15 protein-coding genes are annotated in these 16,431 nt (G+C 59.1%); 3 read left to right on the forward strand and 12 right to left on the reverse strand.

The features are described from left to right. Positions 1-72: 72 nt before the first annotated feature. From lpdA to CPter91_RS20245, 10 genes are all read right to left on the reverse strand, one after another. A complete protein-coding gene (lpdA, locus tag CPter91_RS20200; protein ID WP_082793063.1) occupies positions 73-2,169 on the reverse strand; it encodes a dihydrolipoyl dehydrogenase in 2,097 nt (698 codons plus the stop codon). Positions 2,170-2,252: 83 nt separating this feature from the next. Continuing rightward, positions 2,253-2,822: an Ntn hydrolase family protein gene (locus CPter91_RS20205; protein WP_061943313.1), complete on the reverse strand. Its 570-nt coding sequence runs from the start codon at positions 2,820-2,822 to the stop codon at positions 2,253-2,255. A gap of 98 nt (positions 2,823-2,920) precedes the next feature. Beyond that, a complete protein-coding gene (gene aceF / locus CPter91_RS20210) occupies positions 2,921-4,255 on the reverse strand; it encodes a dihydrolipoyllysine-residue acetyltransferase (protein WP_082793065.1) in 1,335 nt (444 codons plus the stop codon). Positions 4,256-4,385: 130 nt separating this feature from the next. Then, positions 4,386-7,082 (reverse strand): pyruvate dehydrogenase (acetyl-transferring), homodimeric type, encoded by a 2,697-nt coding sequence (gene aceE / locus CPter91_RS20215; protein WP_061943316.1) that lies wholly within the window; start codon positions 7,080-7,082, stop codon positions 4,386-4,388. A 460-nt stretch (positions 7,083-7,542) separates the two neighbouring features. Further along, positions 7,543-7,989: a hypothetical protein gene (locus CPter91_RS20220; protein ID WP_061943319.1), complete on the reverse strand. Its 447-nt coding sequence runs from the start codon at positions 7,987-7,989 to the stop codon at positions 7,543-7,545. A gap of 49 nt (positions 7,990-8,038) precedes the next feature. Continuing rightward, the gene (gene plsY, locus CPter91_RS20225; RefSeq protein ID WP_061943322.1) at positions 8,039-8,659 is read right to left on the reverse strand and encodes a glycerol-3-phosphate 1-O-acyltransferase PlsY; all 621 of its coding nucleotides are present in this window, start codon (positions 8,657-8,659) and stop codon (positions 8,039-8,041) included. Positions 8,660-8,714: 55 nt separating this feature from the next. Then, on the reverse strand, positions 8,715-9,200 hold the full coding sequence (gene ybaK / locus CPter91_RS20230; protein ID WP_061943325.1) for a Cys-tRNA(Pro) deacylase: 486 nt from the start codon (positions 9,198-9,200) through the stop codon (positions 8,715-8,717). Positions 9,201-9,337: 137 nt separating this feature from the next. Continuing rightward, positions 9,338-9,556, reverse strand: coding sequence for a hypothetical protein (locus CPter91_RS20235; RefSeq protein WP_061943328.1), 219 nt, complete (start codon positions 9,554-9,556; stop codon positions 9,338-9,340). Positions 9,557-9,697: 141 nt separating this feature from the next. Next, positions 9,698-10,600, reverse strand: coding sequence for a site-specific tyrosine recombinase XerD (xerD, locus tag CPter91_RS20240; RefSeq protein ID WP_061943331.1), 903 nt, complete (start codon positions 10,598-10,600; stop codon positions 9,698-9,700). Between the two features lie 43 nt (positions 10,601-10,643). Further along, entirely contained in the window at positions 10,644-11,177 is a 534-nt protein-coding gene (locus tag CPter91_RS20245) for a methylated-DNA--[protein]-cysteine S-methyltransferase (protein ID WP_061943334.1), read from the reverse strand. Between the two features lie 491 nt (positions 11,178-11,668). Here CPter91_RS20245 and CPter91_RS20250 point away from each other — a divergent pair, with 491 nt between their 5' ends. Further along, entirely contained in the window at positions 11,669-12,562 is an 894-nt protein-coding gene (locus tag CPter91_RS20250; protein WP_061943337.1) for an AEC family transporter, read from the forward strand. Between the two features lie 8 nt (positions 12,563-12,570). Here CPter91_RS20250 and queG read toward each other — a convergent pair whose 3' ends face one another. Then, complete coding sequence (queG, locus tag CPter91_RS20255; RefSeq protein ID WP_061943339.1) at positions 12,571-13,704, reverse strand: tRNA epoxyqueuosine(34) reductase QueG; 1,134 nt, start codon at positions 13,702-13,704, stop codon at positions 12,571-12,573. A gap of 58 nt (positions 13,705-13,762) precedes the next feature. On the opposite strand from queG, the gene tsaE reads away from it, so the two are divergent. Both tsaE and CPter91_RS20265 read left to right on the forward strand, forming a co-directional pair. Next, positions 13,763-14,266 (forward strand): tRNA (adenosine(37)-N6)-threonylcarbamoyltransferase complex ATPase subunit type 1 TsaE, encoded by a 504-nt coding sequence (tsaE, locus tag CPter91_RS20260; protein WP_061943342.1) that lies wholly within the window; start codon positions 13,763-13,765, stop codon positions 14,264-14,266. Beyond that, positions 14,230-15,579, forward strand: a complete 1,350-nt coding sequence (locus CPter91_RS20265) for an N-acetylmuramoyl-L-alanine amidase (protein ID WP_061943345.1) — start codon at positions 14,230-14,232, stop codon at positions 15,577-15,579. The genes tsaE and CPter91_RS20265 overlap by 37 nt, the downstream gene beginning before the upstream one ends. A gap of 104 nt (positions 15,580-15,683) precedes the next feature. Here the strand turns inward: CPter91_RS20265 and CPter91_RS20270 are convergent, their stop codons facing one another. Continuing rightward, positions 15,684-16,328 carry a VTT domain-containing protein gene (locus CPter91_RS20270; protein ID WP_061943348.1) on the reverse strand — a complete coding sequence of 215 codons (645 nt, stop codon included), beginning with the start codon at positions 16,326-16,328 and terminating at the stop codon, positions 15,684-15,686. Between the last annotated feature and the right edge of the window lie 103 nt (positions 16,329-16,431).

Raw genomic sequence — 16,431 nt, forward strand, 5'->3', positions numbered from 1 at the left:
CTGAATGGAGATAGGCGACACCGGCAAAATTTGCGATCCGCGTGGGCACGGGATGCCCACCCTACCACCTGCTTATTTTTTCTTTGGAATGAACAGGTCGGTAATCGTACCCAAGCCCATTTCAGCCGCAAACATTGGCGTTTCAGACAAGGTCGGGTGAGCATGGATGGTCAGCGCCAGGTCTTCCAGGTCGGCGCCCATTTCCATCGCCAGCACGGTTTCCGCCAGCAGCTCGCCGGCATTCACGCCGACAATGCCGGCGCCGATGATGCGCTTGGTGCTTGGATCCCACAGCAGCTTGGTCATGCCGTCGTCGCGTCCCATCGCCAGCGCGCGGCCGCTTGCCGCCCATGGGAAATTGGCTTTTTCAAACGGGATGCCCTTGGCCTTGGCTTCGGTTTCGGTCAGACCCATCCAGGCGATTTCCGGATCGGTGTAAGCCACCGAAGGAATCGTCATGGCGTCGAATTCCACCTTGTGGCCGGCGATCACTTCGGCGGCAACCTTGGCTTCATTGGTGGCTTTGTGCGCCAGCATCGGATCGCCGCAGATGTCGCCGATGGCGAAGATGTGCGAAACGTTGGTGCGCTGTTGCTTGTTGGCCGGAATGAAGCCGCGCTCGTTGACGATGACGCCGGCCTTTTCGGCAGCGATTTCCTTGCCATTAGGACGACGACCGACTGCCACCAGCACCATGTCGTAGAGTTGCGGTTCCGGTACTGCCGGCGCGCTGCTGTCGGCGCCTTCAAAGGTCGCGCGCAGGCCTTCTTTCAAGGCTTCCAGCTTGGTCACCTTGGTTTTCAGGTGGATCGCTTCGTAGCGTTTCTCGATGCGCTTCTGCAGCGGCTTGACGACATCGCGGTCGGCGGCAGGGATCAGGCCATCAGCAAACTCAACCACGGTGACCTTGGAACCCAGCGCGTCATACACACAAGCCATTTCGAGGCCGATGATGCCACCGCCGATGACCAGCAATTTCTTCGGAATCTGGCGCAGCTCCAGTGCGCCGGTGGAATCGATCAGGCGCGGATCGTCGTAAGGGAAGCCAGGAATTTTGGCGACCGAAGAACCGGCTGCAATGATGGCATTCTTGAAGCCGACCACCTTCGGACCATCCGCGGTTTCCACGGTGATCGTGTTGGCCGAGCTGAATGCGCCCTTACCGGTCAGTACCTGCACCTTGCGCGCCTTGGCCAGCCCGTTCAAGCCGCCGGTCAGCTTCTTGATGACGCTTTCTTTCCAGCCGCGCAGCGCATCGATATCGATTTCCGGGGCCGACATCTTGACGCCGAAATGCGCCATTTCTTCCGCTTCGGTGATGACCTTGGCTGCGTGCAGTAAAGCCTTGGACGGGATACAGCCGACGTTCAGGCAGACGCCGCCGAGACTAGGATAACGCTCGATCATGACCACGCTCTGGCCAAGGTCGGCAGCGCGGAACGCTGCGGTATACCCGCCAGGACCGGCGCCCAGCACCACGGTATCGCACTCGACATCGACCTTGCCGCCAAAACTGGCAGCCGCCGGAGCGGCAACGGCCGATGCGGCTGGCGCTGCTGCCGGCGCCGGCGCAGCAGCAGGTGCGGCAGCACCAGTAGTTTCCAGCAGCACGACCACGGAACCTTCGCTGACCTTGTCGCCGACCTTGACTTTGACTTCCTTGATGACACCGGCCTGGCTGGATGGGATTTCCATGCTGGCCTTGTCTGATTCGACCGTGATCAGCGACTGGTCGACCTTGACCGTATCGCCAGCCTTGACCATCAGTTCGATGACGTCGACTTCCTTGACGTCGCCTATATCCGGCACCTTGATTTCAATCGTGCTGGCGACGCCGGCCGCGGCAGGCGCCGCGGGGGCGGCTGCCGATGCAGGAGCTGCGGCCGCCGGTGCTGCAGCTGCGGCCGGCGCTGCCGCTGGAGCTGCTGCAGCCGCGGCTTCCAGCACCAGCACCAGCGAACCTTCGCTGACTTTGTCGCCAACCTTGACCTTGATTTCCTTGATGACGCCAGCCTGGTTCGACGGGATTTCCATGCTGGCCTTGTCGGACTCGACCGTGATCAGCGACTGGTCGACCTTGACCGTATCGCCGACCTTGACCATCAGTTCGATAACTTCAACTTCTTTGACGTCGCCGATATCCGGGACCTTGACTTCAACCATGCTCATAGCGTTTGCTCCGTGCTCTCTTCCTGCGGGAAGAAGATATGTGTGTGGTGTGTGATGTGGTGTGGCGATGCCTTGCGCGCCGCTCAGGATTTCATTTCAAAACTGTGAATGCGCAGCGGCGTGGCAGAACTCTTGTCGAACTCGACGCCGGCGTGCACGCCGATCTCGGCAATCCGCTGGGCGCTGAGATCCTGCTCGTAGACCGCATACATCGCGCCCAGGGCAAAATTGCGGCCGCTGCCTATGCCCCAGAAACGGTCGAAGCTGAACACCTCGCGATACGAATACACGCCAAAAATACCGTACGGATTGGCGATCAACGCGGTGATCTGCGACGATTCGTAAGGGTCGTCCTCGTCTTCCTTGGTGTTCAGGAAATACTGATCCTTGAGGATGCCGTGCACCTTGGAAAAAGTTTCAAACACCTCTTCGCGGTTAGTCAGCTTGCAGTCTTCGCCCATGCCGGTCAACAGCTTGCGCATCACCGGGAAATGGGCGGCAGTGCCGGCCAGGGTGATATACGAATCTCCGACCTGGAAGATCTTGTTGTTGACCTCATAGGCGTGCGACAAGCGGGTATCGCCGAATGTCACCAGCGAGTCCGACGCAATCGCGATCTGCCCATTTTTTTTGACGACAACACAGGTAGTCATAGTTGTTCTCCATCGGTTTGCCAAACGACCGGTAGGGTGGGCACGAAGTGCCCACGCGGCAATATGTATCCGCGTGGGTATTGCATGCCCACCCTACATCACAACAATGTCTTGCGCATGTCGCCCAGCACGTCGGCCAGGTAGACGCTGAAGCGCGCACCCATGGCGCCGTCGACCACGCGGTGGTCGTAGGACAGGGAGGTCGGCATCATCAGGCGCGGCACGAACTGCTTGCCGTCCCAGACCGGCTTCATCGAGGCCTTCGACAAACCCAGGATCGCGACTTCAGGCGCATTGATGATCGGCGTGAAAGCCGTGCCACCGATGCCGCCCAACGACGAAATGGTGAAGGTCGCGCCTTGCATGTCGGCCGGCTTCAGCTTGCCGTCGCGCGCCTGAGCTGACAATTCGCCCATTTCCTGGGCGATCTGGCCGATGCCCTTCTTGTCGGCATCCTTGATCACCGGGACCACCAGGCCGTTCGGCGTGTCGGCGGCAAAACCGATGTTGTAGTACTGCTTGAGGATCAGGTTTTCACCCTTGCCGTCGAGCGAGGCATTGAATGCCGGGAATTTCTTCAGCGCCGCGACGCTGGCTTTGATCACGAACGCCAGCATGGTCAGCTTGACCGGCGACTTGGCCTTGGCGTAGCTGTCGTTGGCTTGCTTGCGGAATTCTTCCAGCTCGGTGATATCGGCTTCGTCGAACTGCGTGACGTGCGGAATCATGACCCAGTTGCGGTGCAGGTTCGGACCGCTGAGCTTCTTGATGCGCGACAATGGCAGCAGTTCGGTCGGACCTTGCTTGCTGAAATCCAGCGATGGCCATGCCAGCAGGTCCAGGCCGACACCGCTGCCACCCTTGGCCGCTGCAGCGCCGTTGGTGTTTGCCGTACCGGCGATCACGCCCTTGACATAGTTCTGTACATCTTCGTGGGTGATGCGGGCCTTGATGCCGGTGCCGGCGACTTTGCTCAGGTCGACACCCAGCTCGCGCGCGAATTTGCGTACCGATGGCGATGCATGCGGGATGCTGCCGCCGGCTGGCGCCGGGGCTGCTGCTACCGGTGCAGGAGCCGCAGGCGCTGGCGCCGGTGCACTTGTTGCTGCTGGCGCAGGAGCCGGAGCTGCTGCTGCCGGCGTTGCGGCTGGTGCAGGCGCCGCAGCCGGAGCGCTGGCCGGGGCTGCCGCGGCTGCATCGGATTCCAGCACCAGCACCAAAGTGCCTTCCTTGACCTTGTCGCCCAGCTTGACTTTCAATTCCTTGATCACGCCCGCGTGGCTGGACGGGATTTCCATGCTGGCCTTGTCGGATTCGACCGTGATCAGCGACTGGTCGACCTTGACCGTATCGCCGACCTTGACCATCAATTCAATGACTTCAACTTCACTGACGTCGCCGATATCCGGGACTTTGACTTCCACCATACTCATCGCTTAGCTCCATTCATTCTGCCCGCTGCATATCACGGGCCTGAGTTTCTTTTCAGAAAGTTCAGGCCCGCGTAGGCAGCCGTGGAAATTTTAATACTGGCTGTTTATCCAGTGATTAACACCAGTACCTTTATTGCGTGACCGGATTCGGCTTGTCCGGATTGATACCATACTTGGTAATCGCATCGGCCACAACCGAGGCCTTGATCTTGCCTTCGTCGGCCAGTGCCTTCAGTGCCGCCACAGCCACATAGTAGCGGTTGACTTCAAAGAATTCACGCAGCTTGGCGCGGGTATCGGAACGGCCGAAACCGTCGGTGCCCAGCACCTTGAAAGTGCGGCCGGCCGGCACAAAGGCGCGGGTCTGCTCGGCGAAGGTGCGCATGTAGTCGGTAGAGACGATGATCGGGCCGCTGGTGCCTTGCAGGCACTGGGTGATGTGCGCCACGCGCGGGGTATCCGTCGGGTGCAGCATGTTCCAGCGTTCCACATCCTGGCCATCACGCGCCAGCAGGGTGAACGATGGCGCCGACCAGACATCGGCATCCACGCCCCAGTCGCTGGCCAGCAATGCCGCGCCTTCGATCACTTCGCGCAGGATAGTGCCGGAACCCATCAGCTGGACGCGCTGCTTGTTCTTCTTGCCGCCTTCCTGCAGCAGGTAGAGACCCTTGATGATGCCCTCTTCCTGGCCTTCCTTCAGGCCCGGATGACTGTAGTTCTCGTTCATCAGCGTCAGGTAGTAGAACACGTCTTCCTGGTTGGTGACCATGCGGCGCAAGCCGTCATGCATGATGACTGCCACTTCGTGCGAGAAGGTCGGATCGTAAGGCACGCAGTTCGGGATGGTCGACGCCAGCACATGGCTGTGGCCGTCTTCGTGCTGCAAGCCTTCGCCGTTCAAGGTGGTACGGCCGGCAGTGCCGCCCAGCAGGAAGCCGCGGGCACGCATGTCGCCGGCAGCCCAGGCCAGATCACCGATACGCTGCAGGCCGAACATCGAGTAGTAGGTGTAGAACGGGATCATGACCCGGTTGTTGGTCGAGTACGAAGTCGCCGCGGCAATCCACGAACTCATGCCGCCGGCTTCGTTGATCCCCTCTTGCAAGATCTGACCCGCCTTGTCTTCACGGTAGTACATCACCTGGTCTTTATCGACCGGCTCGTACAGCTGGCCGACCTGGCTGAAAATACCGATCTGGCGGAACAAGCCTTCCATGCCGAAGGTACGCGACTCGTCGACCATGATCGGCACGACGCGCTGGCCCAGGCTCGGGTCGCGCAGCAGCGTGTTGAGGATACGAACGTAAGCCTGGGTAGTGGAAATCTCGCGGCCTTCCGCGGTTGGTTCCAGCGCGCCCTTGAATGCCGACAGTTCCGGCACGACCAATACTTCGTCGGCTTTCTGGCGGCGCTGCGGCAGGTAGCCGCCCAGCGCTTTGCGGCGGGCATGCAGGTACTGCATTTCCGGGGTGTCGTCAGCAGGCTTGAAGAACGGCACGCTCGGCAGCTGTTCGTCGGAAATCGGCAGCTGGAAGCGGTCGCGCATGGCCTTGATGGCTTCGTCGTCCAGCTTCTTGGTGTTGTGCGCGGTGTTGCGCGCTTCGCCCGATTTGCCGAAGCCGTAGCCCTTGATGCTCTTGACCAGCAACACGGTCGGCTGGCCCTTGTGTTCTTGCGCTACCTTGAAAGCAGCGTAGATCTTGTGCGGATCGTGGCCGCCGCGGGTCAGGTGCCAGATGTCGTCGTCGGACATCTTGCTGACCAGTTCCAGCAATTTCGGATGCTTGCCGAAGAAGTGCTTGCGTACGAACGCGCCATCCTTGGCCTTGTAGTTCTGGTATTCGCCGTCGACGGTTTCCATCATCACGCGCTGCAGGATACCTTCCTTGTCGCGCGCCAGCAGGTCGTCCCAGCCTGCGCCCCAGATAACCTTGACCACGTTCCAGCCGGCGCCGCGGAAATCGCTTTCCAGTTCCTGGATGATCTTGCCGTTGCCGCGTACCGGACCGTCCAGGCGTTGCAGATTACAGTTGACCACGATCACCAGGTTGTCCAGACGCTCGCGGCCGGCCATGCCGATCGCGCCCATCGATTCCGGTTCGTCCATTTCGCCGTCGCCGCAGAAGGCCCAGACCTTGCGGTTGGCGGTATCGGCGATGCTGCGTGCATGCAGATATTTGAGGAAGCGCGCCTGGTAGATCGCCATCAGCGGCCCCAGGCCCATCGATACGGTAGGGAATTGCCAGAAATCCGGCATCAGCTTCGGATGCGGGTAGGAAGACAGGCCGTTGCCGTCGACTTCGCGGCGGAAATGCAGCAGTTGCTCTTCAGTCAGGCGGCCTTCGAGGAAAGCGCGTGCGTAAATGCCTGGCGACGAGTGACCCTGGATGTACAGCAGGTCACCGCCATGGTTTTCGGACGGAGCATGCCAGAAATGGTTGAAGCCGATGCCGAGCATGTTGGCCAGCGAGGCAAAGCTGGACAGATGGCCGCCCAGGTCGCCGTCGAGACGGTTAGCCTTGACCACCATCGCCATCGCATTCCAGCGCATCCACGAGCGCAGGCGCTCTTCGATCTCCAGATCGCCGGGGCAATGTTCACCCATGTGGGCCGGGATGGTGTTGACGTAAGCGGTGTTGCTGGAAAATGGGATCTGGGCGCCGCGGCGGCGCGCCAGGTCAACCATTCTTTCCATCAGATAATGGGCGCGTTCAGGGCCCTCGGTTTCAATCACAGCTTCGAGCGCATCAAGCCATTCTTGGGTTTCTATGACGTCTGGATCGTTGGCGGCCTGGGCCAAAACCTGGTCGAGCTGGGCTGACATGCTGAGTCTCCTGAATTTGTGCGCCTGTCCAATTTAGCATTGGATTAGCGGGTTGGGTCGCAAGCATCTACATCGCTTCGTAGACGGACGCCAAATTCTAACAGGAGTTTTTTCCATTTCCAAATAGCGATATGACGTTTCATATTATGAAAATATGCTGCATAGCAAGGCAGATCTTCAAAAAAATCTCTGTCCGAAAAGTAATGTCATTGGTCTATAAGCAAAATATGCAGACTTATTCATATGGCGCGGCGCAACAATAGTTACATATTGACATCGACATTTTCTGACTTATAGTCAATTCGATATAAAGAGTCCGATAAATCTAAATAAAAAAGCGCTGGGCCAAAAATGGCCAGCGCTTTTTATTTCCCGAAATACCGTTTTCAAGGAATGCAAAACCGTATTTCGTTCTTTCCAGCAATTTTCGCAATACGGGTGAGCTGCCCGGCAGCTTATCTCAATTAGCAATCTTGACGAAATCGCCCTTCAAGGCGACGCCAGCCATGATCGCTCCGGCATGGCATTCGAATTCGGTCGGGCTCGAATGTTCGACATTATTGTAATTGCTCACGATATTGGTGACCGCGTTCGCACCAAGGTTCTGCGCGCGCTTTTGCAAACTTAGCATGGCCGACAGGAAGGCCCAGTTGCAGGCTTTTTCATCCGACTTGCCAAAGGCATTGGTTTTCTGGCTGGTCTTGTCACTACCCAGTTTCTCCTGCACTGCCGGCGTCGGCTGGCTGCCGAAATAAAAGCGGACACCCTCCCCCAGGCGGGTCTTGGCATCGTTATCCGCCATCGCCGCAGCCAGCGGCAGCATCACCACCCGGTCAGCGGCCAGTACCGGCGCTGCGCTCGACAACATTCCCGCGGCCGCAGCCACCATCAAAATCAGTTTTTTCATTTTTTCCCTTGGGTTGATAAATTCAGAAATGCCGTGATACGACACTAGACTAGGCCGCCTTGCCGCCGTTTTTCTTGGCGCCGATGCGGCTTTCCTTGCCGGCCAGCAGATTGCCGATGTTCTTGGCATGGCGATACATCAGCAAGGCGCTCATCACCACGATCGCCAGCAGGATCATGTCCGGCCCTTCCATCAAGGCATAGAAGAAAGGTGCAAACAGAGCGGCAACCAGTGCCGCCAGCGACGAGTAACGGAAGGCGTAGGCGACGATCAGCCAGGTGCCGATGGTGGCCAAGCCGAGCCAGGGATTGAGACCGATCAGGATGCCCAGCAAGGTGGCCACGCCTTTGCCGCCGGCAAAGCGGAAGAACACCGGCCACAAGTGGCCCAGGAATACGGCCACCGCCGCCAGCGCCACGGCGCCGTCGCCGAGGCCGAATTGCGGCCCGTATCTTTGCGTCAGCCAGACCGCCAGCCAGCCCTTGAAGCCATCGCCAAGCAAGGTCAGCGCAGCAGCTCCCTTGTTACCGCTGCGCAGGACGTTGGTGGCGCCCGGGTTGTTGGAGCCATAGCTGCGCGGATCGCTCAGCCCGAACAGTTTGCTGGTGATGATGCCGAATGAAACCGAACCCAGCAGGTAAGCGCCAATCACGGCTAACAATGTGTACATGCGTGTCTCTTTCTTTTTATCTTCATCAATGTAAAGGTGGTGCTAAAGGTGGCGCTTATTCTTCCAGCGCGCACTGGACCGTCCTGGCTTGCAGCAGATCGACCACGAGCTGCGGCGCCATGCCAATCAGGTAGCCGCGCCGGCCACCGTTAATATATATCTTCTGCAGCTTCAGGATGCTTTCTTCTATATAGACCGGCAGCGGCTTGCGCGTGGCGAATGGCGAAGTGCCGCCGATCAGATAGCCTGAATGGCGGTTGGCCACTTCCGGCTTGCACGGTTCGACCGATTTATGGCCGGTCTGCCGCGCCAGGTTCTTGGTCGACACCTTGCGGTCGCCGTGCATCAGGACGATCAGCGGCTTGGCCGCTTCGTCTTGCATGACCAGCGTCTTCACCACATGATGCTCATCGACGCCAAGCGCACGCGCCGATACCGTCGTGCCGCCATGTTCCTCATAAGCATAGGGATGTTCGGAAAAGACTGCGCCGTGCTTGCGCAGGAATTGCGTGGCCGGGGTCTCTGAAATATGTTTTGTCATACCGGGAATTCGGATGCAGCATCCTGTGCCGGACGTCTGCCTGTAGTCATCTTTCGTAAAACCTGATGCAGCGACAGACCGCGGATAGGAGATGTCCTCGATCCGCAATCCATGGAGTCAAGCTGCCGTCATCGTGCTCAAGGCTGCTTTGGCGCGTCGGCCGCAGGTTCGCCTGCCGCAGGTTCGCCAGTCGCAGGTTCGCCTGCCGCAGGTTCAGCCGCTTCGTCAGCGGTCTCATCGACTTCAGTTTCGGAAGTAGAACCCTTCTCCAGCTTGCGCTTCAGCTTTTCTTCCTTCTTTTTTTTCTTTTCTAATTCCTTTTGCCGTTTTTCATACTGAAAATTCGTTTTTGCCAATTGCGCCCCCTAAATAGACTCTTGAATGATGTAGTACAGGATACAGGAGAATAATTGGAAAGATGCAGAATTCGGCAGGGCAAAAGCTTGTCAAAGCACCCATTTATAGTTTCATTATAGCAATAATAGTCGATGCTGAATTTACCCGCGCGGGTGATGCGCTGCATGCAAGGCTTTCAGGCGCTCCCGCGCCACATGCGTATAAATCTGCGTGGTCGATATGTCGGCGTGCCCCAGCAATAGCTGCACCACGCGCAAATCCGCACCGTGATTCAGCAGGTGGGTGGCGAACGCATGACGCAGGGTATGCGGCGACAAGGGGGCGTTGATCATCGCCTTGGCGGCGTACTTTTTGATCAGGGTCCAGAACATCTGGCGCGTCATGGGACCGCCGCGCGCCGTCACGAACAGGGCGTCGTCCATCTGGCCGTTCAGGATCTGGCCGCGCGCGTCCTTCAGGTAGCCGACGATCCAGTTGCGCGCCTCTTCGCCAAACGGCAGCAAACGGGTCTTGCCGCCCTTACCGGTAATCCGCAGGACGCCTTCATTCATGCCCACCTCGAGCGACTTCAGCAGCACCAGCTCCGACACCCGCAGGCCGCTGGCATACATCAGCTCCAGCATGGTGCGGTCGCGCAGGCCCAGCGGTGTCGCCACATCGGGCGCGGCCAGCAGCGCCTCTACCTGTGCCTCCGACAGCACCTTGGGAAAACGCGGCGCCTGTTTGGCCGAACGCAGGTGCAGGCAGGGATCGGCAGTGATGCGATTTTGCCGCAGCGCCAGCAGGTAGAAACGCTTGAGCACCGCCAGCCGCCGGTTCGACGAGGTCGCCTTGCTGCTGTCGTGTTTGGCGAGGAAATAGGCATTGAGGTCGCCGGCATCGACCGCAAACAACGACTTTCCACCCGGCTGCTCTTGCAGCCAGAAGGCAAACAGCGTCATGTCGCGCCGGTAGGCTTCCAGGGAATTCTTGGCCAGGCCGTCTTCCAGCCACAAGCTGTCGCAAAATTCGTCGATCGCGCTTTGGTATTCAGGCTGCAGCACGGGTCTGGCCTCAAGCTCGGCCTTGGATCTTCTCACAAGCCGCTCACAAGCCGACCCAGCCTTCGTGCTGCAGCAGCCAGCGCTTTACCCGCAGGTGAAAGCCGTCGGCGTCATCGTGATGGGAAAAGCCGCCAATGCCGCCGGAGGCCGTCACGCGATGGCAGGGAATCACCAGCGGAAACCAGTTGGCGCCGCAAGCCTGGCCGACTGCGCGCGGCGCCGATTCGATCAGCTTGGCGACCTGACCGTAAGTCAGGACTTCACCGCGCGGTATAGCTGAAATTGTTTTCCAGACGCGCTGCTGGAAGGCGGTGCCGAGCGGCGCCAGCGGCAGGTCGAAACGAAAGTCGGGCTGTGCGAAGTAACGGCTGACCTGCTCGGCCACGCGCGCCGACAACTCGTCGGTGGCATCTTTTTCGTGGAAGGAGGGAGGCAGATAGACCAGTTCGCGCAGCAGGCCGGCGTCGGTGCGTATGCCTACCGCGCCGAATGGCGCCGCGACCACGGCGGTGAAGTGCTGGGCGGGGAGCTGACCATCGGCTACACGCTTGAATGGACTATCGGAGATTATTTGCATACCGCTAGCATAAAATAAAAAAGGCGCATCTGTCGATGCGCCTCAAATTACTCCGTGTGCAATCCCGGCTGTTTAGACAGCTCATTTGGACTGCACGGTCTCCTCAGTATCCCCGGTATCAATACCGTTCTTATGCACCACCACCTATAACTCTGTAATTCAAGCGCGTTGCCAACTTCTCTGCTGCTTAAAAAATCTGAATCCTGTGCTACCTGTCTACTGCATCGCAGAGACCCGATGAACGGCGCAGCTGGCATACACCGCTGCTTTTTGTCTCTCAATGTCAAATTGTGGTCGCACTGTAACAGGTGTTACCCAGATTTAACAAATAATTTATATGAATGAATTTGCGCAAACAACATAGGTTTACACTAAACCCTTATCAAACTAATCAAATTAACCTCGATTAGATTTCCACATGGAAATAAACATGACTGTCGCCGCATAAACCGCCCTGCTGACGGCTCCGTTCACACAATATCTGCCTCTCCATGTATATCGTCAACCTGTTACTTCCCGATTTTTCTTTGATACTGCTGGGCGTGGTCTTGCACCGCGTCAGCAACTGGGGCAGCGCATTCTGGACCGGCGCCGAAAAACTAGTCTACTTTCTGCTGTTCCCTGCCCTGCTTTTTTATTCCACCGCGCGCACCCAGCTCAGCTTCGACACCAGCGGCAAGATGCTGGCGGTCGGCATGTGCGCCCTGGCCGGCTCCATCATCCTCACCTGGCTGGGCAAACCGTGGATCAAGGCGGCGCCCATGGATTACGAGTCCGGCATGCAAACCAGCTACCGCTTCAATTCTTACATGGCGCTAGCGCTGGCGGCACGGCTGGGCGGCGAGCAGGCCACCGGCATGATGGCTCTGCTGATCGGCTTCGGCGTGCCTTTGTGCAACCTGGCCGCAGTGCATGCGCTGGCGCACAAAAGCGGCGGCTTGTTCAAGGAACTGGCGCGCAATCCCTTGCTGATCGCCACCGCCTGCGGCCTGCTGTACAGTTTGAGCGGCTTGCCGCTGCCGGAAGTGGCCGGCGCGGTCCTGTCGCGGCTGGGCAACGCCGCACTGGCGCTGGGCTTGCTGCTGGTCGGCGCAGGCCTGCGCTTGAGCGGAGTGCATCAGGCCAAGGCGCTGTCTGCTTACTTCCTGACGCTCAAGCTGATGGCAGTGCCAACCATCGCCTGGCTGCTGGGACAGTGGGCCGGCCTGGCGCCGTCGCAACTGCAGATCGTCGTGCTGTTCTGCGCCTTGCCTACTGCTTCCAGCGCTTACATCCTGGCCGCGCGCATGGGCGGCAACGGCCCGTTGGTGGCTTTCCTGATTTCTGCCGGCACCATGCTGTCAGCCCTGACGCTGCCGTTCTGGCTGTGGCTGCTGCAACACTGAGTTACCGTTCAGGCGCCGTGCTGCTGCAAGGCCCACGCCACATGTTCGCGCACCAGTTCTGAGGGGTCGGCGCTACGCGCCTGCAGCGCCGCGATGATTTCCGGCGTGCTGATGCCTGTCGCGGCGGCGTTGCCGAGACCTACCGCCATGTTGCGCAGCCAGCGCTCATGGCCGATGCGGCGGATAGGACTGCCTTCCATGCGGCTGTTGAACTGTTCCTCGCTCCAGCCGAACAGCTCTACCAGCGTGGCCTGGTCGAGGCCGTTGCGCACATCGAAATCGCCCAGCGTCGACGGCTGGGCAAATTTGTTCCAGGGACAAAACAGCTGGCAATCGTCGCAGCCGTAGACGCGGTTGCCGATCAAGGGCCGTAGTTCCAGCGGGATGCTGCCTTTCAGTTCGATCGTCAGATAAGAGATGCAACGACGTGCATCGAGGCGGTAAGGACCGACAATGGCCTGGGTCGGACAGACGTCGATACAAGCGCTGCACTGGCCGCAATGCGCGCTGGTGGGCGGGTCGACCGGTAGCGGCAAGTCAGTCAGGATTTCGCCGAGGAAGAAGAAGGAACCGGCTTCGCGGTTGAGCAGCAAGGTATGTTTGCCACGCCAGCCGAGACCGGCCTTCTGCGCCAGCGCCACTTCCATCACCGGCGCCGAATCGGTAAACACGCGGTAGCCGAACTCGCCGATCTCGCCCTTGATGCGGTCGGCCAGCTGTTGCAGGCGCGAGCGGATCACCTTGTGATAATCGCGGCCGCGGGCGTACAGCGAAATGGTGGCCGTGGCGGCGGCGGCCGGCGCCAGGCGCGCCTGTTCAAGCGGACGCCACTGGCCGGGCGCATCCTGGTAGCCGCGCGGCAGATAATCCATGCGCACCGCAATCGCCCGGATCGTCCCCGGCACCAGTTCCGCCGGACGGGCGCGCTTCATTCCGTGCGCTGCCATATAATCCATCTCACCGTGGTAGCCGAGTTCGAGCCAGGCCTGGAATCCAGCCTCTTGCTCGGCCAGGTCGACGTCGCTGATGCGGATATCGGCAAAACCCAGTTCGCGCCCCCATGCCTTGATGGCGACGGCGAGCGCCGCCAGATCCGGATCCGGCGGGTTTTGCCCGGTGAAGTGCTGCTGCGTGACGGCCATGGCTGGTGCGGTTTTAAGAGACACAATTGAATTTACTATAGAAGGACTATGTTACGAGATGCCGCATTTTACAACCCACCTGCATGATGAAGCCGGCACCAATGCCTTGGGCGCCGCTCTAGCGCGTGCTTTGCTGCCCGGTTTGGCGATCCATTTGCATGGCGATCTGGGGGCAGGCAAGACCGCGCTGACGCGCGCGCTGCTGCATGCCGCCGGTCACCAGGGCCATGTAAAAAGTCCCACTTATACTTTAGTGGAACCTTATTCCATCCAGATAGACAAACACAGCGTCGAAATCATGCACTTCGACCTGTATCGGATGGCCAGTCCGGACGAATTTCTGGAGGCTGGTTTCCGCGAATATTTCAACCAAAGCACCATCTGCATCGTCGAATGGCCGGAAAAAGCCGCCGCAGCGTTGCCGCCACCCGACATCAGCGTATTACTCAGCGTTTCCCATGTTTCCAGTATTTCCAACACGGGACGTGATGTAGAATTGCAGGCGTTATCTGATAAGGGTAGTCAATGTCTCGCTCGACTGAAATTTGCACCAAACCTCTAACATCGAAGACCCGCCGCACCGTCTTGAAGGCGGGCGGCACCCTGCTCATTTCAGTGCTGGTGCCAAGCGTGGCGCGCGCCGCGCAAATTGTTGCGGTACGGGTCTGGCCGGCGGACGACTACACCCGCGTCACCCTGGAAAACGATTCGGACCTGAAAACCACGCACTTCGTGGTGCAGAATCCGGACCGCATGGTGGTCGACATCGAAGGCATCGAACTGAATTCGACGCTGAAGGAACTGGTCGCCAAGATCCAGCCTAACGATCCCTATATCAAGCAGGTACGTGTGGGCCAAAACCGCCCGGGCGTGGTGCGCCTGGTGTTCGACCTCAAGGAAGAAGTCAAACCCCAGGTCTTCACGCTGCCGCCGGTGGCCGGCTACCAGCACCGGCTGGTGTTCGACCTGTATCCGGTCAACCCGCCCGACCCGATCGCGATGATGATCGAAAAAGGCGAATGGCCCTCCGCCAATCCGGGCGAAGTAGCACCACCGGTGGCGCAGACCAAGCCTGATCCGAAACCGACGCCGCCCTTGCAGCCGCAGCCGGAACAGCCGCAGATCGCCAAAATCGATCCCAAGCCGGACCGCACATCCAACCTGACGCGCATGATCACCATCGCGCTTGATCCCGGCCATGGCGGCGAAGATCCGGGCGCCACCGGCAGCGGCGGCAATCACGAAAAACACGTGGTGCTGTCGATCGCCAAGCGCCTCAAGGCCAGGATCGAACAGCAACCGAACATGCGGGTGATGCTGACGCGCGACGCCGATTTCTTCGTGCCGCTCGGCGTGCGCGTACAAAAAGCGCGCAAGGTGCAGGCCGACCTGTTTGTCTCTATCCACGCCGATGCATTTGTAACGCCGTCGGCGCGCGGCTCATCGGTGTTTGCCTTGTCGGAAAAAGGCGCCAGCTCGACCGCAGCGCGCTGGCTGGCCAACAAGGAAAACTCGGCCGACATGATCGGCGGCATCAACATCAAGAGCCATGACCGCCAGCTGGCCAGCGTGCTGCTCGACCTCTCGACCACGGCGCAGATCAGCGACAGCATGAAGCTGGGCGGCGCGGTACTGGGCGAAATCGGCGGCATCAACAAGCTGCACAAAGGCTCGGTGGAACAGGCCGGCTTTGCCGTGCTGAAGGCGCCGGACATTCCGAGCATCCTGATCGAAACCGCCTTCATCTCCAATCCGGAAGAAGAAGCCAAGCTGACCGACAATGCCTACCAGGACCAGATGGCGGATGCCATCCTGAAAGGCATCAAGAAGTACTTTGCCCGTAATCCACCGCTGGCAAGAAATGTTCTAACCTGATGTCCTGACCTGAAACCCGTCAAGCCGGAACGATGCCAAAACAACAAGGGCGCGCTGCAAATCTGCAGCGCGCCCTTGTTGCATTTCAAACCGTGTTTAGCTGCTTACGCGCCGCGCATCTTCTTGTAGAACTTCCACAAGCCACCCAGCGCCACCGGCACCACTGCCGCGCCGACCCCGACCAGCACGATGGTGTTGAGGTGATCGCGGATCACAGGGATATTGCCGAAGAAATAGCCGGCCGAAACCAGGCCGACCACCCAGATCAGGGCGCCGGTAATATTAAAGAACTGGAATTTGGAGAAATTCATTTCCGACACGCCCGCCACGAACGGCGCGAAAGTCCGCACGATAGGCACAAAACGCGACAGGATGATGGTCTTGCCGCCATGGTGCTCATAGAAGGCATGGGTCTTTTGCAGAGCGTTCTTGTCCAGCCAGCGGTAATCGTGGGTGTAGACCTTGTGCCCGATCAGGCTGCCGATCCAGTAGTTGAGGGTATTGCCTGTGGTTGCCGCAATGATCAGCAGGCCCATCAGCGCCCAGATGTTCATCTCGCCGTTGGCGCAGAAGGCGCCGCCGATGAACAGCAAGGTATCGCCGGGCAGGAAAGGCAGCACCACCAGGCCGGTTTCGCAGAAAACGATCAGGAACAGGACCATGTAGACCAGCGTGCCATATTCCCTGATCAGGAAGCCCAGGGATTTATCGACGTGCAGGATGACGTCGATGAATTGCATAAAGTCCATAGTCCTTGTTCCTCAGTTAACCGCTTTTATATTTGAAAAGTCTATGCACACTGACTTTCCTTTGTTGAATAAAGTTCACCGGACCGACCGCAATGCGGCCGCC

Origin of the sequence: Collimonas pratensis, assembly GCF_001584185.1 — a bacterium.
GTDB classification, from domain to species: Bacteria; Pseudomonadota; Gammaproteobacteria; order Burkholderiales; family Burkholderiaceae_D; genus Collimonas; species Collimonas pratensis.